At 38.0% G+C, this 24687-nt stretch carries 24 protein-coding genes; 23 read left to right on the top strand and 1 reads right to left on the bottom strand.

The features are described from left to right. The first annotated feature begins 37 nt into the window (after positions 1–37). From CC204_RS09115 to lepB, 22 genes are all read left to right on the top strand, one after another. A complete protein-coding gene (locus CC204_RS09115) occupies positions 38–412 on the top strand; it encodes a DUF4312 family protein (RefSeq protein ID WP_088269901.1) in 375 nt (124 codons plus the stop codon). Continuing rightward, the gene (locus CC204_RS09110; protein WP_088269900.1) at positions 413–1195 is read left to right on the top strand and encodes a DUF4311 domain-containing protein; all 783 of its coding nucleotides are present in this window, start codon (positions 413–415) and stop codon (positions 1193–1195) included. Positions 1196–1222: 27 nt separating this feature from the next. Further along, the gene (locus tag CC204_RS09105; protein WP_088269899.1) at positions 1223–1894 is read left to right on the top strand and encodes a DUF4310 family protein; all 672 of its coding nucleotides are present in this window, start codon (positions 1223–1225) and stop codon (positions 1892–1894) included. A gap of 122 nt (positions 1895–2016) precedes the next feature. Next, entirely contained in the window at positions 2017–3336 is a 1320-nt protein-coding gene (locus CC204_RS09100) for a PTS sugar transporter subunit IIC (protein WP_088269898.1), read from the top strand. Positions 3337–3387: 51 nt separating this feature from the next. Beyond that, on the top strand, positions 3388–3642 hold the full coding sequence (locus tag CC204_RS09095; RefSeq protein WP_088269897.1) for a hypothetical protein: 255 nt from the start codon (positions 3388–3390) through the stop codon (positions 3640–3642). A gap of 56 nt (positions 3643–3698) precedes the next feature. After that, entirely contained in the window at positions 3699–4787 is a 1089-nt protein-coding gene (locus CC204_RS09090) for a DUF871 domain-containing protein (RefSeq protein ID WP_088269896.1), read from the top strand. Positions 4788–4795: 8 nt separating this feature from the next. Then, a complete protein-coding gene (locus tag CC204_RS09085; protein WP_088269895.1) occupies positions 4796–5905 on the top strand; it encodes an amidohydrolase/deacetylase family metallohydrolase in 1110 nt (369 codons plus the stop codon). Beyond that, complete coding sequence (locus tag CC204_RS09080) at positions 5895–6989, top strand: DgaE family pyridoxal phosphate-dependent ammonia lyase (protein ID WP_088269894.1); 1095 nt, start codon at positions 5895–5897, stop codon at positions 6987–6989. Before CC204_RS09085 ends, CC204_RS09080 begins: the two co-directional genes overlap by 11 nt. Before the next feature lie 28 nt (positions 6990–7017). Then, positions 7018–7761, top strand: coding sequence for a 2-dehydro-3-deoxy-phosphogluconate aldolase (gene dagF / locus CC204_RS09075; RefSeq protein WP_088269893.1), 744 nt, complete (start codon positions 7018–7020; stop codon positions 7759–7761). Positions 7762–7938: 177 nt separating this feature from the next. Further along, the gene (locus CC204_RS09070; protein ID WP_088269892.1) at positions 7939–8949 is read left to right on the top strand and encodes a sugar kinase; all 1011 of its coding nucleotides are present in this window, start codon (positions 7939–7941) and stop codon (positions 8947–8949) included. Positions 8950–9226: 277 nt separating this feature from the next. Continuing rightward, on the top strand, positions 9227–10237 hold the full coding sequence (locus CC204_RS09065; RefSeq protein WP_088269891.1) for a hypothetical protein: 1011 nt from the start codon (positions 9227–9229) through the stop codon (positions 10235–10237). 19 nt (positions 10238–10256) lie between these two features. After that, positions 10257–10703, top strand: coding sequence for a YaiI/YqxD family protein (locus tag CC204_RS09060; RefSeq protein ID WP_088269890.1), 447 nt, complete (start codon positions 10257–10259; stop codon positions 10701–10703). A 156-nt stretch (positions 10704–10859) separates the two neighbouring features. Beyond that, positions 10860–11936 (top strand): D-alanine--D-alanine ligase, encoded by a 1077-nt coding sequence (locus CC204_RS09055; protein ID WP_088269889.1) that lies wholly within the window; start codon positions 10860–10862, stop codon positions 11934–11936. A gap of 88 nt (positions 11937–12024) precedes the next feature. Further along, a complete protein-coding gene (locus CC204_RS09050) occupies positions 12025–13392 on the top strand; it encodes a UDP-N-acetylmuramoyl-tripeptide--D-alanyl-D-alanine ligase (RefSeq protein WP_088269888.1) in 1368 nt (455 codons plus the stop codon). Between the two features lie 330 nt (positions 13393–13722). Continuing rightward, positions 13723–15246, top strand: coding sequence for a degradosome RNA helicase CshA (cshA, locus tag CC204_RS09045; RefSeq protein WP_088269887.1), 1524 nt, complete (start codon positions 13723–13725; stop codon positions 15244–15246). Positions 15247–15438: 192 nt separating this feature from the next. Further along, complete coding sequence (gene acpS, locus CC204_RS09040; protein ID WP_088269886.1) at positions 15439–15795, top strand: holo-ACP synthase; 357 nt, start codon at positions 15439–15441, stop codon at positions 15793–15795. 77 nt (positions 15796–15872) lie between these two features. Further along, positions 15873–16991 carry an alanine racemase gene (gene alr / locus CC204_RS09035; RefSeq protein WP_088269885.1) on the top strand — a complete coding sequence of 373 codons (1119 nt, stop codon included), beginning with the start codon at positions 15873–15875 and terminating at the stop codon, positions 16989–16991. 15 nt (positions 16992–17006) lie between these two features. Then, on the top strand, positions 17007–17384 hold the full coding sequence (locus CC204_RS09030; RefSeq protein WP_088269884.1) for a type II toxin-antitoxin system PemK/MazF family toxin: 378 nt from the start codon (positions 17007–17009) through the stop codon (positions 17382–17384). Positions 17385–17788: 404 nt separating this feature from the next. Then, complete coding sequence (locus CC204_RS09025; RefSeq protein WP_087640867.1) at positions 17789–18490, top strand: hypothetical protein; 702 nt, start codon at positions 17789–17791, stop codon at positions 18488–18490. A gap of 33 nt (positions 18491–18523) precedes the next feature. Further along, positions 18524–19879, top strand: coding sequence for a coiled-coil domain-containing protein (locus CC204_RS09020; protein WP_088269883.1), 1356 nt, complete (start codon positions 18524–18526; stop codon positions 19877–19879). 31 nt (positions 19880–19910) lie between these two features. Next, complete coding sequence (locus CC204_RS09015; protein ID WP_087640869.1) at positions 19911–20321, top strand: LysM peptidoglycan-binding domain-containing protein; 411 nt, start codon at positions 19911–19913, stop codon at positions 20319–20321. A 168-nt stretch (positions 20322–20489) separates the two neighbouring features. After that, positions 20490–21338 carry a signal peptidase I gene (gene lepB, locus CC204_RS09010; RefSeq protein WP_088269882.1) on the top strand — a complete coding sequence of 283 codons (849 nt, stop codon included), beginning with the start codon at positions 20490–20492 and terminating at the stop codon, positions 21336–21338. A gap of 223 nt (positions 21339–21561) precedes the next feature. On the opposite strand, the gene CC204_RS09005 is transcribed toward lepB, so the two are convergent. Next, entirely contained in the window at positions 21562–23043 is a 1482-nt protein-coding gene (locus CC204_RS09005) for a helix-turn-helix domain-containing protein (RefSeq protein ID WP_087641537.1), read from the bottom strand. Positions 23044–23234: 191 nt separating this feature from the next. On the opposite strand from CC204_RS09005, the gene CC204_RS09000 reads away from it, so the two are divergent. Then, complete coding sequence (locus CC204_RS09000; protein ID WP_088269881.1) at positions 23235–24578, top strand: FAD-dependent oxidoreductase; 1344 nt, start codon at positions 23235–23237, stop codon at positions 24576–24578. Positions 24579–24687: the final 109 nt, after the last annotated feature.

Raw genomic sequence — 24687 nt, 5'->3', positions numbered from 1 at the left:
TGTTGTTTACAGCAAAAAGTTAGGGGAGGAAGCAACGATGGAACAAGTAACGGTCAAAAAGCAGCGGATTATTCAGGTTGAAGGAACAGGGAAAGAAAAGAATCTTGCTTTTGCAAATGCGCTCAATCAAATCCACAATCGAGTTTTAAAAGAAAAAAATGATGTGATCGTACGGATCGAGCCGCTGGATATCAACATCATAAAAGCAGAGCAGGAAACTTTTACAGAACGCTTTCTATTTTTCTTCCTGCCGAGAAGGCGTGCTGATTATCGTGTTTTGCTGGATGTAACAGTGGAGATCACGTTGATCGAAATGGATACCGTTCAATTTACAGAGAAAAAAGTTGCAGATCCAAACGGTCTTCCTCTTCCTTTTAGAAAAGGTAAAAGAATGCATAAGGAGGCAAATTAAATGGATGTAGTAGTTGTTTTACTCAAATCATTATTGATTGGAGGAGTTGTTGGCTTTGCTGCTGGTGCTGGAGCGGCAAGAATGTTTCATGCACCAAGTACACAAAGTTTAGGGGCGTTTAGAACCTTAGGTGAAATGAATGCCTGTGAAGGAGATGCGGCTAGTCATTTTTCTTTTGGATTAGGCTTCTTCTTCAATGCTTGGGCATCAACTGTAGGTGCAGGGGCATTCACACAAGATGTGGATCACCGGGTTATTCCCAACTGGGCAGCAGCAGCACTATTGGTCAAAAATAAAAATGTTGCTGAAACAATGCACAACCCTAAGAAAATGGGTATTTCAGGAGCGCTTGTCGGAATGGTGGTTGTTGCATTCTTAAACACAACAGCTTCGGCAATTCCTGAATCATTACAAGTAACGGCTGTAGCTGTTTTAGTTCCTGCCGCAAATCTCTTGATCAACACAGTGATGCCCGTGTTATTCTGGCTTGCTGCAATCGATGCTGGCAAACGTTCTGGTCTTTGGGCAACGATTTTTGGCGGTTTAGCAACAATGATCATGGGAAATGCCGTTCCTGGTGTTGTCTTGGGGATCTTGATCGGTAAAGGCGTTGATGAAATTGGCTGGAACAAAGTAACAAAAAGCATGATGGCAGCAGTCATTTTATTATTTGTCTTAAGTGGCTTTTTCCGCGGCTTTGACTTGCAGATGATTGAAAGTTTCCGTTTACAGATTCCAGGCTGGCTGCAAAATATGCATGATGTCTTTAGCATCGGCAATTAATAAAGTAAGAAGGAGAGGAGATATATAATGGAAGAAACAGTAGGCGTAGGATTAGAAGAGAAAAAGAGTTTTTGGTTTGCGGACTGGTCGTTCCCGATTTTAGTTGGTTTATTGTCCGCAGGTGTCTTTGCCGGAACGCATATGTATTTCGAACATGGCGTAGGAGCGTTTAATGAAGTGGCGATCGTTGCAATGTTAAAAGCTGGTATGGATGGTGGCTCTTACGGAGCGGCTGCAGCATTTGGTGCTAGTTTCTTATTTGCACGAATTTTAGAAGGTTCGTTAGTTGGGATCTTGGATATCGGCGGAGCAATTTTAACAGGAGTTGGGATCGGTGTTCCTGCGATTTTACTAAGTATGAATATTACCGCACCTGTTGAGAACTTTGCTTTGTCATTACTTACTGGGATGGTTCTTGGGTTGATCATTGGCGGTATCATCATCATGATTCGTAAGTTTACGATCAATCAGTCTAATTCAACCTTTGGTGCAGATGTTATGATGGGTGCTGGAAATGCTTCTGGCCGTTTCTTAGGACCATTGATCATCATCAGTGCGTGTGGTGCATCAGCACCAATCGGTATTGGTTCGATCATCGGAGCAGTGATTTTCTATGTTTGGAAAAAACCGATTGCCGGCGGCGCAATTTTAGGTGCGATGATCTTTGGTGCAATCTTCCCGGTGGATTTACCTAGTTAGTTAGAAAAATAGTTGCACTTTTCTTTTGAAAACCGTTTACATTATAATGTTACTATGTTAGTATGAATGTGAAATAATTTTGATTTATTTTATACTAATTTTTTGAACGGGGGACAAAAGGAATGAATGGTTTTGTATTATGGATGGAGCAGCATTTGATGCCTGTGGCCAATAAGTTTGGTTCACAGCGGCATATGGTGGCGATTAGAAAAGGATTGATCGCAACGATGCCGTTAACGATTGTGGGGTCTTTCTTTACTGTATTTCAAAATATTCCGATCGAGGCTTATACGAAGTTTATCACGCCTTATTTACCAGTATTGGATATTCCGTCAAGATATACGATGGGGATTTTAGCGTTGTATGCAACATTTGGGATCGCTTCGGCATTAGCGAAAAGCTATAAGCTGGATTCATTAAGCTGCGGGTTGCTTGCCTTGATGGCGTTTTTGGTCACTGCTGCACCGCCAACACGCGTGATGGAAGATGTGACAGATGTGATCAGTGCAGGGCGCTACATTAATTTAGCGAACTTAGGCTCCGCTTCATTGTTTGGAGCAATCGTCACAGCATTGATCTCTGTCGAAATTTATCGTTTCTTTATCGTAAAAAATATTACGATCAAAATGCCTGAAGGCGTTCCGCCGGAAGTATCAAATTCATTTATTGCATTGATTCCAGGTGCAGTGATTTTGATGTTATTCTGGGTGATTCGTCACATTCTAGGGTTTGATTTAAATGGATTCTTAAGTACGATTTTAATGCCGCTTAAAGGGATTCTAGCAGGTAATAGTTTATTCGGCGGACTTTTAACGGTCTTCTTAATTTGTTTCTTCTGGGTATTAGGGATTCACGGACCAGCAATTATGGGTCCAGTCATTCGTCCGTTTTGGGATATGTCGATCGCAGAAAACGTCGATGCCTTTACCAATGGTGTTAGCGCAAATAATTTACCAAATATTTTCACTGAGCAATTCTTACAATGGTTTATCTGGATCGGCGGCGCCGGAACTACGCTTGCATTAGTTGTTTTGATGATGTTTTCTAAATCAAAATATTTGAAGAGTTTAGGTCGATTATCTTTCCTTCCAGGGATTTTCAATATCAATGAACCGATCATTTTCGGAACACCGATCGTGATGAACCCGATTTTAGGGATTCCGTTTATTGTAGCACCATTAGTGACTACGACACTTTCTTATTTCTTAACGATCAGTAATGTAGTGCCGATGATGATGGCGCGTCTGGGATTTGCTTTTCCAGCCCCGATCGCGGCTTGGATGAGTACGAATTGGAGCATTACTGCAGCACTGCTTGTCTGTGTCAATTTCGTGATTACTTTGGCGATCTACTACCCGTTCTTCAAAGTATATGAAAAACAACAGCTAGATAAAGAAGCAGAAGAACTAGCAGCGGAGCAAAAAGCAAACGAAGCTGTTTAATCAAAAAGAGAGGGAGGGTAGTAAGGAAACTACCCTCTTCGGTGTTTAATTATGATGATTTGGTTTATTGCATTTTTCATTGTAAGTCAAATAATGATCGAAAAAAACTGGCTGCCTAAAAAGGTTCTGAAGCTGAGATTACTGCCTTTGTGTGCGGGATCGATCGGAATGATTTTACTAGCAGTCATAATTGGGATTATTAGTGGCTTTCCAATTTTTGTGGTAGGAACAGTGACGATCTTATGTGGCTCGCTTATTTCGTGGCGCTACAGAACTTTTGGCGCTGGGCTATTAGAGAAAAAGTGAAAAAACGGAAGTAAGAGACTAAATAGGAGCAAGTACTTAGAGCGGAGGAAACAGTAATGAAACGAGCGTTAGGTGTATCAGTTTATCCAGACCATAGCGATATAGAAAAGGACAAAGCTTATTTGAAGAAGGCAAGTGAATGCGGATTTTCTCGGATTTTTATGAGTATGCTGGAGGTAACAGAAGGTAAAGAAGTCGTGAAAGAAAAATTCAAATCATTGATTGGTTATGCAAAGGGATTGGGCTATGAAACGATTCTGGATGTTGCACCGAATATTTTTGATGAATTAGAGATTTCTTACGATGACCTGACTTTCTTTGCTGAAACAGGAGCAGATGGGATTCGTTTAGATGCTGGCTTTGATGGGAATAAAGAAGCAAAATTGACGTACAACCCTTTCGATTTGGCAATCGAATTGAATATGAGTAACGATGTCGCTTACTTAGATAATATTTTGACTTATGAAGCAAACGTGCCATTTTTATACGGCTGTCATAATTTTTATCCGCAGGAAGGAACCGCGTTGCCATATGATTTCTTTGAGCGTTGTAGTGTTCGTTTCAAAAAACAGGGAATTCGGACGGCTGCTTTCATCAATTCTCAAGCTGGTGTTATTGGTCCATGGGATGTAAATGATGGGTTACCAACGCTTGAAATGCACCGCCATTTACCTGTAGAAGTACAAGCAAAACACTTATTTGCTACTGGATTGATCGATGATGTGATCATCGGCAATGCGTATGCATCTGATGAAGAATTAGAAGCATTAGGTCAGTTGAATCGCTACCAGCTTGAATTGGCAATTGAATTTACCAAAGAAGCTAGTACGGTTGAAAAAGAGATTACATTGACTGAGCAGCACTTTAGACGTGGTGATATCACCGATCAAGTGGTCCGCTCAACTGAAGTGCGTAAAAAATATAAAAATGAAGCCAATCCAGCACATGATAATACACAAGCCTTTCAAATCGGTGATGTTGTCATCGGAAATGATGCGTTTGGGAAGTACAAAAATGAACTGCAGATCGTTTTACAGCCGCATACCGATGACCGTAAAAATAAAGTAGGGAAAATAACAGAAGATGAATTGTTGTTATTGGATTTTGTAAAACCCTGGACAAAATTTAGATTTATAGAAAAGTAGGGGATAAAATGAGTTACGACTTAATCATAAAAAACGGCTTGACGATCAATGGTGATCCGATAGAAATAGCTATCAGTAACGGGAAAATAGTAAAAGTGTCAGAAAAGATAGAAGCAGACAGTAAAGAACAGCTTGAACTGGACGGACAAACATATGTATCCGCAGGCTGGATCGATGATCATGTTCATTGCTTTGAAAAGATGACCTTATATTATGATTTTCCAGATGAAATCGGTGTGAAAAAAGGCGTAACGACAGTTATTGATGCCGGAACGACAGGTGCTGAAAATATTCATGAGTTTTATGATCTTGCCAAACAAGCGAAAACCAATGTCTATGCACTGGTCAACATCTCAAAATGGGGCATCGTTGAGCAGGATGAACTAGCTGATCTAAGCAAAGTGAAGGAAGAACTTGTTCATAAAGCACTGACCGAATTACCAGATTTTGTGGTGGGGATCAAAGCGAGAATGAGTAAAACTGTGATTGGTGAAAATGGCATCACACCTTTGGAGATGGCTAAAAAAATCCAAAAAGAAAATAATGGCCTGCCGCTGATGGTGCATATTGGCTCAGCTCCGCCTGAATTAGATGAAATTTTAGCTCATATGACTAAAGGCGACGTGTTGACTCACTGCTTTAATGGCAAGCCAAATGGTATTTTGGACAAAGAAAGTGATAAAATCAAAGATTTTGCCTGGGCCGCTTATGAGAAAGGGATTGTCTTTGATATCGGTCATGGAACAGATAGTTTCAATTTTCATGTAGCAGAAACAGCGTTAAAAGAAGGAATGAAGGCTGCTTCAATCAGTACGGATATTTATATTCGTAATCGTGAAAATGGTCCTGTTTATGATTTAGCTACGACGATGGAAAAATTACGTGTTGTGGGCTATGAGTGGTCGGAGATCATTGAAAAAGTCACAGCTGTACCGGCTGAAAATTTTCATTTTGATACAAAAGGTCAATTAAGAGAAGGCTATGATGGTGATATCACGATTTTCACGATTGAAGAGGGACAAAAAATATTGACTGATTCAAATGGTTTTACACGAGAAGCAAAAGAATTGATCACACCGGTAAAAACAATCATTGGAGGCACCGTTTATGACAATTAGTTATGAAAAATTCAATCTAAAAGAAGTCATCAATGCATCCGGAAAAATGACCATTCTGGGTGTGTCGAAAGTTTCCGAAAATGTCTTAGCTGCCCAACGTTTCGGCGGGGAACATTTCTTTGAGATGAGTGAGCTGAGTATTCAGACAGGTGCTTATCTGGCTAAGCTATTGAAGGTGGAAGATGCGCAGGTCGTCTCTTCTGCTTCAGCTGGCATCGCTCAAAGTGTGGCGGCGCTGATCGGTGAAGGATCTGTGTATCATGCGTATCATCCGTATACCGATAAAGTGACTAAACGGGAAATCATTTTACCCAAAGGGCATAATGTCGATTATGGTACGCCTGTTGAAGTAATGGTGGAACAAGGCGGCGGTCATGTGGTCGAAGCTGGCTATGCCAATATGTGTACACCAGAGCATATTGAAATGATGATCACGGAGCAGACAGCAGCGATTTTATACATTAAAAGTCATCACACTGTCCAAAAAAGTATGTTGAGCGTAAAAGAAGCGGCAACAGTCGCACAAAAACATAAACTGCCATTGATCGTTGATGCAGCGGCGGAGGAAGATTTGTTCAAGTATATCGAAGCTGGCGCTGACCTAGTGATCTACAGCGGCGCCAAAGCCATTGAAGGCCCAAGTGCTGGTCTAGTGATTGGTAAAAAAGACTATATCGACTGGCTGCGTCTGCAAGGCAAAGGCATTGGTCGTGCCATGAAGATCGGTAAGGACAATATCTTAGGTTTCACTCAAGCTGTAGAAGATTATGTGAGAAACGGCAGTGAATCCGGTGAGTCAATGCAAGCACGACTAACGCCGTTCATTGAAGCTTTGAACCAAATAGATCATATCGAGGCAAGTATCGTTCAAGATGGTGCAGGCAGGGACATTTACAGAGCAAGCATCAAAGTAACAGGTGACAAATCAGCAAAAGATGTCATCCAAGCGTTAAAAGCAGAAAGTCCCGCTATTTACACCCGTGAATATCAAGCCAACAATGGGATCATCGAATTCGATATTCGTTCGGTCAACGAAACAGAAATGAACAAAATCGTGACTCGTTTAACAGAGATCATGAACTAAATTATCCATATAGAGGAGAGAAATAACTATGTCATTAACCCCAAATTATTTAGAAGACCGCATTTGTTTAAATGTCTTAGCAAATTCAGTAGAAAACGCCAAAGCATGCTACGAAGCTGCAGACGGTCATGTGATCCTAGGTGTATTATCAAAAAACTATCCGACAGATGAAGCAGCGATCGAAGATATGAAAAAATATGCGGCTGAAACAAACAACGCTTTATCCGTTGGTCTAGGCGCAGGTGATCCAAATCAAAGTCAGATGGTCAGCAGAATCTCAGCAGAATTACAACCGCAGCACGTCAATCAAGTCTTTACAGGAGTGGGCACTTCTCGTGCGTTATTAGGTCAAAATGACACGATCGTCAATGGTTTAGTCTCTCCAACAGGGAAAGTTGGGATGGTGAATATCGCTACAGGTCCGCTAAGCTCACAAGCGCCAGCAGGAGAAGTACCGATTGAAACAGCGATCAAATTACTTCAAGATATGGGCGGCAGCTCGATCAAGTATTTCCCGATGAAAGGCTTAGCACACATTGAAGAATATAAAGCTGTAGCAGAAGCCTGTGCAAAATATGACTTTTATTTAGAGCCGACAGGCGGGATCGATTTAGAAAACTTTGAAGAAATCGTTCAAATCGCTGTTGATGCAGGCGTGAAAAAGATCATACCTCACGTATACAGCTCAATTATCGATCAAGAAACTGGTGACACTAAACCAGAAGATGTGAAGAACTTATTAGGCATGATGAAAAATACGTTGAAAAAATAAGAGCGAAATGAACTTGTTCGACACTAATTGAAAAATCGGAAAACTTGAATGAGGTATTTTTAGCTTCATTCAAGTTTTATCTTATCTTCACATTTTAAACGTTTAGTTGCAGATGTGATAGGGTTCAAACTGTGTGCTGTACTAGTTCGTGAAGCTGGAAAGTAGGCAAAAAACAGAATGAGAATAGCAGCTTTTGGTGAAGTGATGATGCGTTTAACGCCGCCTGAATATTTAATGTTGGAGCAAACAAAAGAGTTACGTTTGGATTTTACCGGTACAGGGGTCAATATTCTAAGTAATTTAGCTCATTTTGGCTGTCAAACAAGCTTGATCACAAATCTGCCGGATAATCGTTTAGGTGATGCGGCTAAAGCAAGTATTCGTCAATTAGGGATTCAAGATCACTGGATCGGAAGTTCTGGCGATCATATTGGCTCTTATTTTGCAGAGATGGGTTTTGGGATCCGGCCAACGCAAGTCACCTATCAGAATCGACGTAGTAGCTCATTCGGTACAAGTGATGCAGCTGCTTATGAGTTCACCTCTTTTATAGAAGAAATTGACTTAGTGCATATTTGCGGGATTGCCTTGAGTTTGACGGATGACACCCGAAATGCAGCTTTTGATTTAGCTAAAAAGGCACATGAAAAAGGAGTAAAAGTCTGTTTTGATTTTAACTTCCGTCCTAGTTTAAATGAAAAGCATGGCGTTTTATTCATGCGGGAACACTATGAGAAAATTTTACCCTATTGTGATCTAGTTTTTGGCAGTCAGCGTGATTTGACAGATTTGTTAGGAATGGAATTGACGGAGTCACTAGAACCTTCACAGCAGTTTGAAGCGATCGTTCATGAATTTATGGCTAAATATGGCATTGATCATTTTGCTGGAACGTTCCGTCAAAATGAAGGTGATAAGCATTATCTGTCAGGATTTTTAGCTGACTCTGAAAGAGTAGTTCGGGCACAACCAAGGGAAATCATCAATTTAGATCGAATTGGTGCGGGAGATGGCTATGCAGCTGGTATTTTGCTTGGTGTTGTTGAAAATTGGTCTCTAGAGGAAAGTGTGGCATTTGCAACTGCAAATGGTGTTTTAGCCCATACGATCCAAGGAGATGTACCATTGACTACACGAAGACAAGTAAAACATATCATGGAGCATCCAACGGTCGATCTGATCCGTTAGTGAAGTATTTGAGGATAAGAGGAAGGCTTTATTGTAAAGGACAGCATTTCTACTTATTAAATTTTAGAGCATCATTCAAAACGGATATTTCGTTCTGAACGGTGCTCTTTTAATCTAGTCTTTTTTTCATTATAATAAGATAGAAATGATAAGTCTCTAAAGTAATATAGCGAAACCATTTACGGATAACAGATAAATTGTTATGCTTAGGAGGCGAGTGCGGTTGAGACGTAACATGTTCGTATGAAAATAAAACTGGCTACAGGAGGAGATCGATATGACCGATGAAAATATTTGGAAAGCTCTGAACGATGATGTTTTAAAAGATAGTATTCGCAAACGACCAGGTATGTACATTGGCGGAATTGGTCCAACTGGTTTGGAAAGTATGGTACTGCAGGTTTTAGATCATCTATTGCAATTAGCCGTAGATATACAGCAGGCAGAACTATCCATTGAATTATCAGAAAAACAGTTTATCTTTTCTTTTTTCAGTAAAAAAGGCCTACTTTTAAATAAACAGCCGGAAGAACAATATACTCCGCCTTATCTATTTTTATCCGTAGTAAACGCCTTATCCGAGCAGTTGGGCTTTGGTGTGGAAAAATTAGGCAAGCGTACGATCCAAATCTATCAAAATGGTGAGCTGAGCAAAAAAGCGTTGATTCCTTCAGAGGACGAGGGGCAGCGGATCGAGCTGGCGTTTACCCCTGCGGAAACTTTTTTCGGTGATAAGCAATTATCTTATTTTATTTTATTTAATCGTTGTCAGGAGTTAGCGATGCTAAACAGTGGATTGACGATTTCTCTGACAGACGGGAAGAAACAGAAAAATTATTTTCACTATAAAAAAGGTCTGGAAGAATATATTTTTCAAAAGGATGATAGTATTACACGTGGCAGTACACCTCTTTCGATCAATACAGTCAGTGATGGTGTGACGATTCAGGCAGTCATTTCAAAAAATGGGTCAACAAGTATCAAAGATAGCTTTGTCAATGGCCATTTTCCTGCGGACGGCGGGACTCATTTAGATGGATTTATCGATGGAACAGTAGATGCAGTTAATCAGTTTTTGAAAGAAACAAATCGTCTGCAGTATTTGACCGCGGAAAATTTTCCTGAACGTTTCGATATAGTGCTATCGATTCGCTTGAAACGTCCAAGGTATACAGGGGCAGTCAAGAAAAAAATTAGAAATCCTGAACTATATAAAATCGTTAAAGAAGCTGTTTTTGCTGAAGTTGCTACTTTCTTAAAACGTCATCCAAGCTGGTATTTGAATTAATGAAAAAGAAGGAAAGTCCATGAAAATTTTTATTGATGGTGATGGCTCACCAGTGAAAGATATGGCAATATCGGTTGCGCAGATGTATGAGATCGAGGTTGTGATCGTGACAAGTATCGATCATTATTCATTAAAAGAATATCCCAAAAATGTTTCTTTTACATACGTTGATAAAGGAGCAGATGCAGCAGATTATAAAATCGTGCAATTGATCAAATCTGGAGATATATTAGTGACACAAGATTATGGTTTGGCTTCATTGGTTTTGCCTAAAGGTGTACGTGTGTTGCACCAAAGAGGCTCTGAATATACAGCAGAGACGATCGACGGACTGTTGGAGCAGCGTTACTTTAGTGCAAAGGTTCGTAAAAGCGGTGGGCGTACGAAAGGGCCAAAACCATTTACTCAAACAGATCGAGAGGCATTTAGACAAAAATTGATCACACTGCTTGAAGAAGTTACTTAAGGAATGAATAAGGCATTGGGAAAAAATGTCTTATTTTTATTTATTTCGTTATTTGTTTCTATTCGGGTTGAGGGTTTTATGCTAAAATATGAAAGAGCAGTTTTGCCTGTTTTTTTAAATCTATGAATATATGAAGAATTTTAGGAGGAAGAGCATTTGAAGATTACTTTGCTATACGGTGGGAGAAGTGAAGAGCACGATGTTTCAATATTATCTGCCTATTCTGTTTTAAATGCGATTTATTACAATTACTATCAAGTTCAACTGGTTTATATTAGTAAAGCGGGCGAGTGGGTCAAAGGACCATTACTTTCAGAAAAGCCAGAGAGTGAAGATGTCCTGAAATTAACTTGGTCAGACAGTGGTGAAGTAGATAAATGGGGAGAGTTCACAGGAAAAGTCATTTTACCTTGTGAAATCAAAGAAGAAGATACGATCGTTTTCCCGGTACTTCACGGACCAAATGGCGAAGACGGAACTATCCAAGGCTTTTTAGAGACGATAGGAATGCCATATGTCGGCGCGGGTGTCTTGGCTAGTGCCAATGCAATGGATAAGATCATGACTAAATATCTACTGCAAACAGCTGGAATTCCGCAAGTTCCTTTTGTACCAGTATTGAAGAGCAATTGGAAAGAAAATCCTAAAAAAGTTTTTGAGCAATGTGAAGGCTCATTGATCTATCCTGTTTTTGTGAAGCCGGCAAATATGGGTTCAAGTGTGGGAATCAGTAAAGCTGAAAACCGCGAAGAATTACAAAATGCTTTAGAAGAAGCATACCGCTATGACTCTAGAGCAATCGTCGAACAAGGGATCGAAGCACGTGAAATCGAAGTAGCGATTTTAGGCAATGAAGATGTGCGGACGACTTTGCCAGGAGAAATCGTGAAAGATGTTGATTTTTATGACTATAATTCAAAATATATCGACAATCAAATCACTATGCAGATTCCAGCAGAAGTTCCTGAAGAGGTCCACCAAAAAGCGCAGGAATTTGCTAAAAAGGCCTATACGATCTTAGATGGCAGCGGGTTAAGCCGATGTGATTTCTTTTTGACTAGTAAAAATGAACTCTTTTTGAATGAGTTGAATACAATGCCGGGATTCACAGAATTTAGCATGTACCCGCTATTGTGGGAGAATATGGGCTTGAAATATAATGACTTGATCGAAGAATTGATCCAGTTAGCTTTGAACCGCTTTAAGCAAAGACAAAGCTTTTACGAAAGATAATAACTTTAAAGGGAGGGGGTAAAACGTTGGACGTCTTATCTCAGCCCTTTTATAGTGAAGAAAGCAATTGCAGGAAGGAAAAAAATCAATGAAACTAACTTTTTGGGAGGCAGCAGAAGCTGTCAAGGCAGAAAATGATTGGAAGCAATGGGCAGATTTTGAATTGACAGGACTTGAATTTGATAGTCGTTTGATTACAGCGGGGAATTTATTTGTTCCTTTAAAAGGAGCGAATGATGGACACTCATTCATCTCAAGTGCCGTAGAAAAAGGAGCAGGGGCTGCTTTTTGGAGTAGAGCAGATGATGTACCTGTTGAATTACCTTTTCTTAAGGTTTCTGATACGCTAAAGGCAATGCAGAATCTGGCTGTTTACTACTTAAAGAAGATGACACCAACAGTAATTGCTGTGACTGGTAGTAATGGAAAGACAACGACAAAAGATATGACAGAAGCTGTTTTATCTCAGCAATTCAAGACGTATAAAACACAAGGGAATTACAATAATGACATCGGTTTGCCTTATACTATTTTACATATGCCCGATGAAACAGAAAAACTGATTTTAGAGATGGGTATGGATCATGCACATGAAATTGATTTTCTCTCAACATTAGCTCAGCCGGAAGTTGCTGCGATCACAATGATCGGTGAAGCGCATATCGAAAATCTAGGGTCAAGAGCTGGGATTGCCCAAGCAAAAATGGAAATCACTGCAGGCTTAGATAAATCAGGTTTGTTGCTGATACCAGCTGAAGAGCCGTTATTATTACCTTTGATCAATGGATTGCCTCAGACGATCAAGACCTTTGGTTGGCACGATGCAGACTGTCAAGCTGAAATCGTCACGGAACAAAAAGAACAAAGCACGTTTAAAATCAAAGGCTCCGATACATTGTTTACGATACCTGTTCCAGGTAAGTATAATATTGGGAATGCTCTGATCGCTATTAGTATTGGCCAATGGTTCGGTCTTGCAGAAGAAAAAATTCAAGCAGGTTTAGCAAACTTCAAGTTAACGAAAAATCGAACAGAATGGTTGAAAAATCAACGATCTGTTGAAATATTGAGTGACGTTTATAACGCGAATCCAACTGCGATGAAGCTAGTTTTAGATAGCTTCAGCCAAATGGCAACTTCTGGAAAACGTGTAGCCGTTTTGGGAGATATGCTGGAATTAGGTCCTGATTCTGCTGCGATGCATGCTTCTGTCAGTGAACATTTGAATCCACAGGAAATTGATGAAGTTTTACTTTATGGAACTGAAATGAAAGCATTATACAACGCATTGAAGAAAAACTATCCTGAAAATAAAATCCATTACTTTACTAAGGAGCAGAAAGACCGTTTGATCAACACGCTGCAATCGCTTCTAAAAGCCGAAGATATGGTCGTCCTAAAAGGAAGTAATGGTATGGGCTTAAATGAAGTTGTGGAACAATTGATGAAAAGTTAGCAAGCTTTCATAAAACTTGCTGAAAACGCAAAACTATGCTAAAATAACCTATTGCCGAAAGATCGAAGTAAAGTAATGGAATACGCTTCTATATATGAAGAAATTCTATTTATAATAAAGATTAAAAAAGCTGAACGACGTCGTTTGGCTTTTCTAGTGCCATTGGCTTCATAAGGTGGATTTTTCGGTAACACTGATCAGAAAATAAAATAGACCTATGTTGAAGGTCTACAAAGCGGAGGAACATTTTCCCGTCAGTGAAAGTCAAATCACCTGTAACAAAGGAAGAAATATTTCTTCTGAAACAAACATTTATTAGGAGGATATCATTTGAAATTTAGAGAACTAGGCTTAGCACCAGAATTATTGTCAGCAATCGAGCGTTCAGGATTTGAAGAAGCAACACCTATCCAGGAAGAAACGATCCCATTAGCAATCGAAGGAAAAGACGTTATTGGACAGGCACAAACAGGTACTGGTAAAACAGCTGCTTTCGGTTTGCCTATGCTGCAAAAGATCGATACATCAAACCGTGTCTTACAAGGAATCGTAATCGCTCCTACACGTGAACTAGCAATTCAAACACAAGAAGAGCTTTTCCGTTTAGGCCGCGATAAAAAAATTCGCGTTCAAGCAGTTTACGGTGGCGCAGATATCGGTCGTCAAATCCGTGGACTGAAAGATAATCCACATATCGTTGTCGGAACACCAGGACGTTTATTGGATCATATCAATCGCCGTACCTTAAAATTAGAAACAATTGAAACACTTGTTTTAGATGAAGCAGACGAAATGCTGAATATGGGCTTTTTAGAAGATATCGAAAAAATCATCTCTAAAATCCCGTCTGAGCGTCAAACGTTATTATTCTCAGCAACAATGCCGCCTGCAATCAAAAATATCGGCGTTAAATTCATGAAACAACCTGAGCACGTAAAAATCAAAGCAAAAGAAATGACTGCTGACTTGATCGATCAATATTACGTACGCTCAAAAGATTTTGAAAAATTTGATATCATGACTCGTTTATTAGATGTACAAACACCAGAATTGACAATTGTTTTTGGTCGTACAAAACGTCGTGTAGACGAATTGGCACGTGGGCTTGAGGCGCGTGGTTATAAAGCAGAAGGTATTCACGGTGATTTATCTCAACAAAAACGTATGAGTGTATTGCGTTCATTTAAAAATGGTAGTTTAGATATACTAGTTGCAACAGATGTGGCTGCACGTGGATTAGATATTTCCGGTGTAACCCACGTTTATAACTACGATATTCCGCAAGATCCTGAAAGCTATGTTCACCGTATCGGCCGTACAGGTCGTGCTGGTAAAGGTGGTATGTCTGTTACTTTCGTTACGCCAAACGAAATGGGCTACTTACATGTCATTGAGGATTTAACGAAAAAACGTATGACACCATTACGTCCACCAAGTGAAAAAGAAGCATTTAAAGGACAGCTAGGTGCTGCGATCGAGACTGTTGAAGAAAAGCTAGAAGAAAACGGTTTGGAAAATTACTTACCGTCAGCTGCCAATCTTTTAGAAAAATATTCTGCTGAGGACTTAGCAGCATTGTTACTAAAAACAATCTCTAAAGACCCGTCTGATGCTGTACCAGTAAAAATCACACCAGAACGCCCATTACCTTCAACTAAAAAAGGCTTCAACAAAAATAACCGTGGCGGCGGCAACAATCGCAACCGTAACAAAAATGGCGGTTACCGTGGCGGCAACAAAAGTGGTGGTGGAAACAGTAATCACGGAGGCTACAACAAAAATAAAGACAACCGTTCAGCGAAAAGACATAATGACAAAAAACGCAGCTTTGTTATTAGAGATAATGCAAAATAATAAAACTACGAATGCTGAAATATAGAAATAAACCATTTCTATTTGATCATTTAATAATTTTCGTTCTGATGCAGCAAGGCGTTTAAGCTTTGTTGCATCTTTTTATTAATTTTTGAATTATTGTGTGGAAAAATTGCTAAAATTTGATAGAATAAGAGTGATTTATAAATTATAAAAAGAGGGCTTGAAAGAATGATCAAAGGAATTGGTATAGATATGGTGGAACTTTCAAGAATCGAAAAAATTATTACACGCAAGTCTTCTTTTGTGAACCGGGTTCTAACTGAAAAAGAACAAGCTCTTTTTGAAGAACTGCCTCACAAGCGTCAAATTGAATTTCTAGCTGGCCGTTTTGCTTGTAAAGAAGCCTTTTCCAAAGCTTGGGGAACAGGAATTGGAGCAGTAGGCTTGCAGGATATTGAGATTTTGAAAGAAAAAAATGGCGCGCCTAAAGTGACGAAGTCGCCCCATGATGGTCAGGTATTTGTATCTATCTCACATACAGAAACTAGCGCAGTGGCTCAGATAATTTTAGCATCCACTGAATAAATAGCCACAACAAAAAAGTAAATAACAATGAACATTATTTCATTTTTTGTTCGACTATAAAAGAAAGAAGGATACATATGGTTGTAGGATGGCATCGTCCAACCAAGTTAGTGATCGATACACACGCAATAAAGCAAAATGTTCGAAATGAAATCAAGCGAGTCCCAGATGGTACAGAGCTATTCGCCGTTGTAAAAGCAAACGGCTATGGTCATGGTGCGATTCAGACCGCTAAAGCTGCTATTGAAGGTGGCGCGACCGGGTTTTGTGTAGCTGTTTTAGATGAAGCAATCGAATTACGTGAAGCTGGTATTACAGAACCGATCCTTATTTTAGGGGTTGTGGATACTTCTTACATAGACTTGCTGCTGAAGTATGATCTCTCGGTTACTGCGGCAACCCAAGAATGGTTAGAGCAGGCGAAAGAACAGTTGGTTCATTTGCAAACAGAATCACCATTGAAAATACATATAAAAGTAGATACGGGAATGGGACGTATAGGATTTACCTCACCAGAAGCGGTTAAAAAAGCAGTAACTGTGGTGAAGGCTGAAAATAGTATGATGTGGGAAGGAGTATTTACCCACTTCTCAACAGCTGATGAGAAAGAGATAGACTACTTTCAAAAACAGGAGCAGCGCTTTAAATCAGTTCTAGCTGTTTTAGATGAATTACCAAGATATGTTCATACCAGCAATAGTGCCACCGCGTTTTGGCATCCGGAACATACTGGGAACATGATTCGTTTTGGTATTGGATTATACGGATTAAATCCATCAGGTCATGAGTTGACAGAAGTTTACCCATTAAAGCCGGCATTGTCTTTAGTGTCAGAGTTGATCCAGGTCAAGGAGTTACCGGCAGGGGAAGGTATTGGATATGGTAATACATATACAACGAAAGACAATGAATGGATTGGAACGGTCCCTATCGGCTATGCAGATGGCTGGTTACGGCATCTAACAGGTTTTTCGGTACTAGTCGAAGGAGCAGAGTGTGAGATCGTTGGTAGAATTTGTATGGATCAATGTATGATCAGACTACCAAAACAGGTTGAAGTTGGAACAACAGTGACATTGATCGGACACGATCATGGTCAAGAAATTACCATGCAGATGGTGGCTGATAAGTTGGAGACGATCCATTATGAGGTAGCATGTACTTTTTCTGAGCGTTTGCCAAGGGAGTATAAATAGAATAGGAGGTTTCAAATGGTCAAAAGGGGTGACATATATTTTGCAGACTTATCCCCTGTCGTAGGATCAGAACAAGGGGGAGTACGTCCAGTACTAGTCATACAAAATAATTTAGGCAATCATTTTAGTCCGACCATCATAGTTGCGGCAATCACAGCAAAGATGGCGAAGCCAAAATTACCAACACATATAGGGATCAATTCAGAAGAAACTGGGATTGAAAGAGATTCTGTAATCTTATTAGAGCAAATACGAACAATCGATAAAATACGTTTAAAAGAAAAAGTTTGCCATTTAGGCATTGAGGTCATGAATTCTGTCGATCGCGCACTAGGAGTTAGTGTCGGAATTCATGAAGAGGAACTAGAGGAAAATCTTGGTACATATCACTGAGCATGTCAGACATTCTCATGGAAAACATAAAATAAGAGTCACATTTGTTGAACGTAGATACTTAGATGGGGCACCTGAATAAACGTAGGTCAAAATCATTGAAATAAATTGTTATTTTAAGCATGTAGGCAATAGTAAACGAAAATACAAATAAAATGAAAGAAGCAAAAGCATTTGAAGTCGATCAAGTGCTTTTCTTTTGTTAAATTAATAAAGAAATACTAAAATTTTCTAGATAGGTTCTTGTTTTATTGACAAATGTCAGAGTTTATAAAAAAAAGTTGGCAATAACGCGACGTAATGTTACAATAAACTATGTATAATTGGGTAGAAAGTGGGTAACTTTCAAAAAAATAGATAAATATAGTGTTTTTTTATTAAGGAATAGAAGGAGTTTATATTTGATGACGATTTTTATGTTTGTATTAACAGTACTATTGTTTCTTTTTTTCAGTTATCAGTTGTATGTTCGTTTCCAGTTGGAAAGCTTAGATTCTGATAGTCCAAAAATGAAACGCAAGATAAATTTTTATAAGCATCAGGAAAATAATCGTTCACTATTATTTTTAATGATCGCAGCAATTATTTTTTGTTTAATCTTGTTAGGTATCTTGTATAATCAAAATACTTTGAGAAAAGATAATAAGGACTTAGAATTTAAGATAGAAGAAATTTCAGATGCCAGAGGTGTAACTTCTGGCACTGGGATCGAAAACTATAAAGAAAATACGCTGAAATTAGGTGAGTTTTCTTGGAAAAAAGTTATAGAAAGTCGTGATGCAAAAACATTAGACAACTATGAACTTCAATTTATGAGAGAATGGCAACCCTTTTTCGGAGAATCAAATGTAGCGATCATGATCAGTCAAAAAACAGAAACAATGACTATTGCAGTTTTTTCAACAGTACTAACTTATAGTGATTTCCAAACGGCAGAGAAAAATGTTGAAACCTTTATCAAAGAATTACAGCCGGTAAAAGAAATCACAATGATTGATTTCACCTTTACATATCGAGATAAATCAAGCAAGCTATCCAAACAATCTATTGTTTATTCAAGAAATACGAAAGAAGACAATTTAGAAAAAGTTGCATTAGACAAGTAAGAGTAAGAGAAATAAAAGACGGGGTGTACACGCATGGCAAAAAGACGTTTAATAAAAAAAATCAATGAGGTTTCTGAAGAAGAATTATCGCAGGATGTAGACTTCAATTCAGAACCAGAGCAACAACCAACAACCGTTAGAACGACAGCAAACAGCAGTCTGATAACAGAGCAGGAACAAGAGATCACACGCTTGAGAGAGCTGATCGAAGAATACAGAATGCAGGAAGAAGAATTTGAACAAAGTAAAGAAGAAAACTTCCGCTTGTCTCAACAAAACAAACAATTAGCCCATAAAGTTGAAACCAATCAAAGTGAGCTGGATGCTTTAAAAGAGCAAAATGATGAGTTGGCAACACAGCTGAATCAAAAAGAAACAGAACTGTTGGAATTAGAAGATGTGAATGAAGCATCTGACGGAGCAGAAGAAATCGCTCGTTTAAATGCACAAATCAGTGAACTGAAAGATGAGAATGCTAAAGGTCAGGAACGTATCGTTCAACTAGAATCAGCATTACTTGAAAAAGAAACAGAATTAGAAACACAAATCACTAAAAAAGAACAAGAAATCAACCAATTACAAACAGAATTAGCTGCCCGAGGAACAATCGGAGAAAAACAAGAAGCATTGGAGACGGTGAAGATGGAATTAGAATCATTGAATGAAAAACTTCAAACTACTGATAAAGAAAATCAAGAATTGACACAAAAACTTGCTGATCTTCAAGAAGAAATGCGTCGTTTACAACAAGAAAATCAAGAATTGAAAGACAAAGAAATTTCTTTAGCAGTAACGAATGATTCTTCTGTTGATAACAGCCGCGTTGAAGAACTGAAAAAAGAATTAGAAGCAGTCTTAAAAGACAAAAGTGAATTAGAAACTAATCTAGGTCAAATTCAAGGATTGAATGATAAATATTCTATCCAGAAGAATGTGTTTGAATCTGAATTAGCTGTTTTAAGAAGCAACTACAAAGAAAAAGAAGAAGAGCTTGAAACCTTAAATGCAGAATTAGAAGCAATGCGCAGCATGTCAGCAACTGGCGAAGTAAAAGGTGACCAGCTTGCAGAACTGCTACAAGCGAAACAGCAAATCAACGATCTACTATTGAAAAACCAATCTCTTCAAGAAGAAGCTTTGAAATCACAACAAGAAATCGGTGAAGTAATGGTTTCTGCGAAGAAAGAAGCAAATAGAATCATCAATGAAGCGCAAGTTGAAGCAAAACACATGATCAACTCTGCTGAATTAGAAATGCTGAACATCGGTAACCGCGCGAAGAATATTTCAAATGAAGTTGAAGAGTCTAAGAACGAAGTGATGACGATTTATCGTGAATTAGAAGAACGTCTAAGTAAGTTATCACGTTTAGATAAAGCGAATAACTAATCTATATAGATGAAGTGAGAGGAGGAACAATATGAAAAAACATAGCACTAAAAATTATCGTTTGTTATTGGTTTTTTCAGCATTATTGTTTAGTACAGCAATTTACTTCTTATCTAGTTCATTGATTTTAGGCGCCTCACCAGGAGGAAGTACGCCAGTTACTGCGGATAGTCAGCCTGTAGCGCCTGCTTCTGTTCCAGAAACAGCTTCATCAGAAACAAAAGTAGAAGCGCCGACGCCTACTGCCGTATCGACGGAACCTCCAGCAGAATCTACTGCTGAAAGTAACGTGCAGGATTCGGAAGTATATGTCGTCAAAAGTGGACAGACACTGTGGGAAATTGCTCAGGATTCAGGTTTATCAATCCAAACATTAATGAATGAAAATCAACTTAGCAGCAGCGTCCTGATTGAAGGACAGGAATTAGTATTCGGTAGATAATATGTTATGGATGGGGCAAAGCTTTTTAGCATTTTGTTCCATCCATTTTTTTACCACTTTTGATCATCGAAAATGAATGAAAGAATGTTAGTTGGGTTTATATGGAAAAATAGACAACAGTCTGTTATTCTTAATAAAGAGTATAATCGGTATCGATTGAGGTGAACCATGAATAAATTAAAAAGACGCATTCGTCGACTGAAAAAACAATTAAAACAAAGAATGAATCAAGAGAAAAAAACAGCGAATAATCGCCGTAAGCACAATGACAATAAATTAAGAGAACAATCTAAACCAAGAAAGAAGCGTCCACAGCCAAAGTCAAGAATGGAACCAAAAAAAGAAGCTGTAGACCCTAAAATAAGACAAAGTGATTCCGCTGAAAGAGTCACACCGCCGAAAAAAAGAAAAAAACGTAAATTAACAAAAGAAGAAATTGAAAAAAGAAGAAAGAAAAAAAGAAAAGAGAATATAATTGAAATCATTAAATTTATGCTGCCTGTCGTACTTGTGGCAGTACTTGTATTCTTTTTTATATTGAATACATCCCCGCATATGGTGGATGGTGATTCAATGAAACCAACCTTGATGGATAAAGATCGAGTGATCGTTCGTCGGACCAAAATCCCAGAAAGATATGAGATCATTACCTTCAAACCACCTGTAAAAAGTGAATTTCAATATGTCAAACGAGTAATTGGAATGCCAGGAGATTTAGTTTGGACAGAAGGCAATGACTTATTTATCAATCATCAGGCAGAGACCTTACCAAAAGAATCTGAAATGTCTGCTGCCAGCGAATTGCCAGATGGAACGATCAAAGTCAATATTTCAGATGAAAGTTTGGAACAAATGTCTCAATTAAACAAAATTCCAACAGGTCACTATTTTGTTTTAGGAGATAATCGAAACAATTCTAGCGATAGTCGAGCTTTTGGTCTAGTTGACGGAAAAGCTATCGAAGGAGTCGTTTCTTTCAGATTTGCGCCATTTAGTACTATTGGCTGGATAAAATAAAAAAAGAACGATAGACTTGAGCATGCCTGCTCCTATCGTTCTTTTTTATTTTTTTACTTTTGTAAATTTGAAAAAATGTTATTTAAAATGAAAAGTAATTGGATTTTTTCTTTAAATGATATCAGATATTCTCATTTAATTTAGTACCCGACAAGAAAACAGAGAACATAAAGACTTCGTTCTCTGTTATAATCTCTATTGAGTAGCATATAAAAGTAATCGGTTAGCGTGTATCGATCAGTTGAAGAATTAAATGTTCAATTTCTGTCATATCATAACTATTGCCGATATCTGAAAAAATATAAACAAGTTCCTGTTTTTCAGCGATTACTTCGGTATATATATTAGAAAGCAGTATATCATAGTGACTTTCCTCTTTAAATGCCTCTGCTTTGATTGGATATTTGTGACCTAAGACGTTAGTCAGGTGCTGGATCACCAATTCGCCAATAGAAGGATTCAATGAGTGGTATACGCCAATTGCTATTTTTTCTTCATTCAATTCAGCGATATGATTCAAAATAATCGTGTAATGAATTTCAGTAAATTTATTTTTATAACTGCCTTTTTCACCATCTTGATCGAACTTCTTTGTAGCGATATCCATCAATTCAAAGACTTCATTGCCAGAAAATGGATGCCGATGAGCATTGACGATCGATTTGATCGTCCAACTGTCGAACGGTAAAATGAAACCATCAAAATAATAAAGTTGTGAGTGAAGTTGAAACAGCAAGTTTTCAATATATAACAAACGTGCAGATGACGCATAGCTGGATAGATACCCTTGTTGCTTTAAATATTTTAAAATCACCTTATTCATGTAATTCAAGTAAGAACTTTCTCTACGTTGTTTTTCTGCCAATCGAAAAGCAAAAGACGAGTTTGGAGAAAAGTTATTCATAGAACAAAAGAAGTCATAAAACATGTATGCTTCATAGATAGTATATGGACGATCGATTTTTTTCATATATGTATGTAAGGAAAGGTTGATTTCTTCAAATAGGGGTCGATCTGGATAATCATAGTTCGGACTAATCACCGGATTGTATTCTGTCGTTAATCTGCGGAAAGAAATTTTCATCCACAGCTTGATCTGCAGTACTTCAGTTGGATCAAACGTCAAATTAAGGGCTTCTTTTAAAATATCCACAAAGCCCAGATACTGATTTGCTGTTTCTTTTTCTAAACTGGATTTATCCTCGAAAAGGAACCAAAAGAAGTTGAAGAAGAAATAGCGAATTTGTTTTTCTTCCCCAATCAGTTTTCCCCGCTTGATCTGTAGTCGGAATTCTTTTAAAAGCTCATTGAGCTCAGTGATTTTCCGATAATACGTGGCGGAACTAATCGCATAATTCAGCTGAAAATAGTCACAAGTCAGCTCGCCTTTATTGAATAATCGATTGATCATTTGAAATTTAATAGATTTTTCTAAAAAAAGAACAACAACTTTCTTTAATGGAAAAGTAGCTTGTTTTTTTAAAGAAATATTTTCCCCTTGTAAGGTAATTTCCACTTGATCATCTATTTTATTCTCTTCGAGAAAACTTTGCAGGAAAGAAAGATATTCATTTAATGTTGGTAAGCTAATTTGAAATTCACTTACTAGCTCATTTTTTGTTGCAATACCTTGATTGTTATATAAAAATAATAATATATCATTCATATAATCAAAAGGCTTTTCTAAAAAATCTCGTTTTAGCATAATAGACACCTCACTTTAAGGATACTTGATTCACATGGAAATGGCAATACGCAACTTATAAAAAGAAATTTATCACTTATTATTATTTAAAAAAACTAAAATTTTGTATATAATGAAGCGTGATCTTCTTTTTTTTTTTGATATTTATGCAATTATTATAGTTACAAGTGGTTGGAAGGAGAAGAACTTTAGTGAAAGTAGTAATTATTGGAGCTTCCCATGGGGGACTTCAGGCAGCATTAACGTTAAAAAGACTAGATTCCAGTACTGAAGTTCTTTTAATAGAAAAAAGAACTGAGATTAGTTTTATTTCAAGTGGCATTATTTTAAAAATGAATGACATGGTCGATGAACTGGATCAAGTCAGATATCTTACTTTGGAAGAATTAGAAGAAAAAGGGATCGATGTTTTACTTAATACAGCTGTGACAGCGCTCGATCCTGAAAGAAAGGCAGTTATTTTCGAAAGTCAGGATGGACAAAAAAGTGAATTGGGCTACGATAAATTGATTCTAGCGACAGGCTCAAATCAGTTTTCGACAAACCTAACATTGCCTAGTGAGGATAAAGTCACTATGTATAAAAGTTATCCAAGTTCAGTGAATGCATTAGCAAACTTAGAAAAGGCACAATCTATCTCGATCGTAGGTGGAGGATACATTGGTGTAGAGCTATGTGATGCGTTAAAAGATCAAGGCAAAGAGATTCATTTAATCGAGAGTGCAGATTCTATCCTTTTTCGTTATCTTGGAAAAGAAATTGCCTCTATAATCGAAAAAAAGATCATCGATTCAGGTATAAATTTACATTTAAATGAAAGTGTTCTTGGTTTTTCTGATACAGATAAAGAGTTGTTCGTGACACATACAACAAATAAAGAAATTCGCAATAACTATGTGATCGTTGCAGTAAATGCCCGTCCAGATACAACGTTGGTCAAAGAATTTTTGGATTTAAATACAAACGGTACAGTACGAGTAAACGAGCAGATGCAGACCAGTGATCCGGATATTTATGCGATTGGGGATGTTACTTCTTATCCAGTTCGGAATAGTTACCGCAAATCATTTATTCCATTGGTGAATAATGTTGTGAGAAGTGCGATCGTCGCTGCAATGAATGTGTTAGGTCAAACGATCAACTTCAATATGACACAAAGAACAACTGCTACGAAAATCTTCGGGTGCTACATTGCTACTACTGGCTTGACAGCAGATGAAGCGATTTTTGAAGGGATCGAAGCGGAAAGCATTTTTGTGACATTGCCTTGTCAGATGCCTTATCTTAAAGTACAAGAAGAGGTTCACGTGAATTTAGTCATTGAGAAAAGTACGCATAAGTTGATTGGAGGGCAATTAATGTCTGAAAAAGACATTACACAGTCGATCAATACACTATCTTTAGCAATCGATAAAGAAACGACATTGGAAGAATTAGTCACTATGGATTTTTATTTCAATCCCGCGATCAATCAACCGCTAGGATTTATTAGTCAGGCGGCGTATGAATTTTTAATCAAAAAATATGGCGTTTAATCTTCATTTATCGTATAAAACAGCAGGAAATCTTTTTTTCCTGCTGTTTTTATTGTTTAAAGGCAAATTACTTCTACTTAAAGGGATTTAAGCTTATAATAGAATAAAA

This window comes from Enterococcus wangshanyuanii (assembly GCF_002197645.1).
Lineage (GTDB): Bacteria > Bacillota > Bacilli > Lactobacillales > Enterococcaceae > Enterococcus_L > Enterococcus_L wangshanyuanii.
The sequence above is the reverse complement of the archived record's forward strand: the minus strand, read 5'-3'. Positions and strand labels throughout refer to the sequence as shown.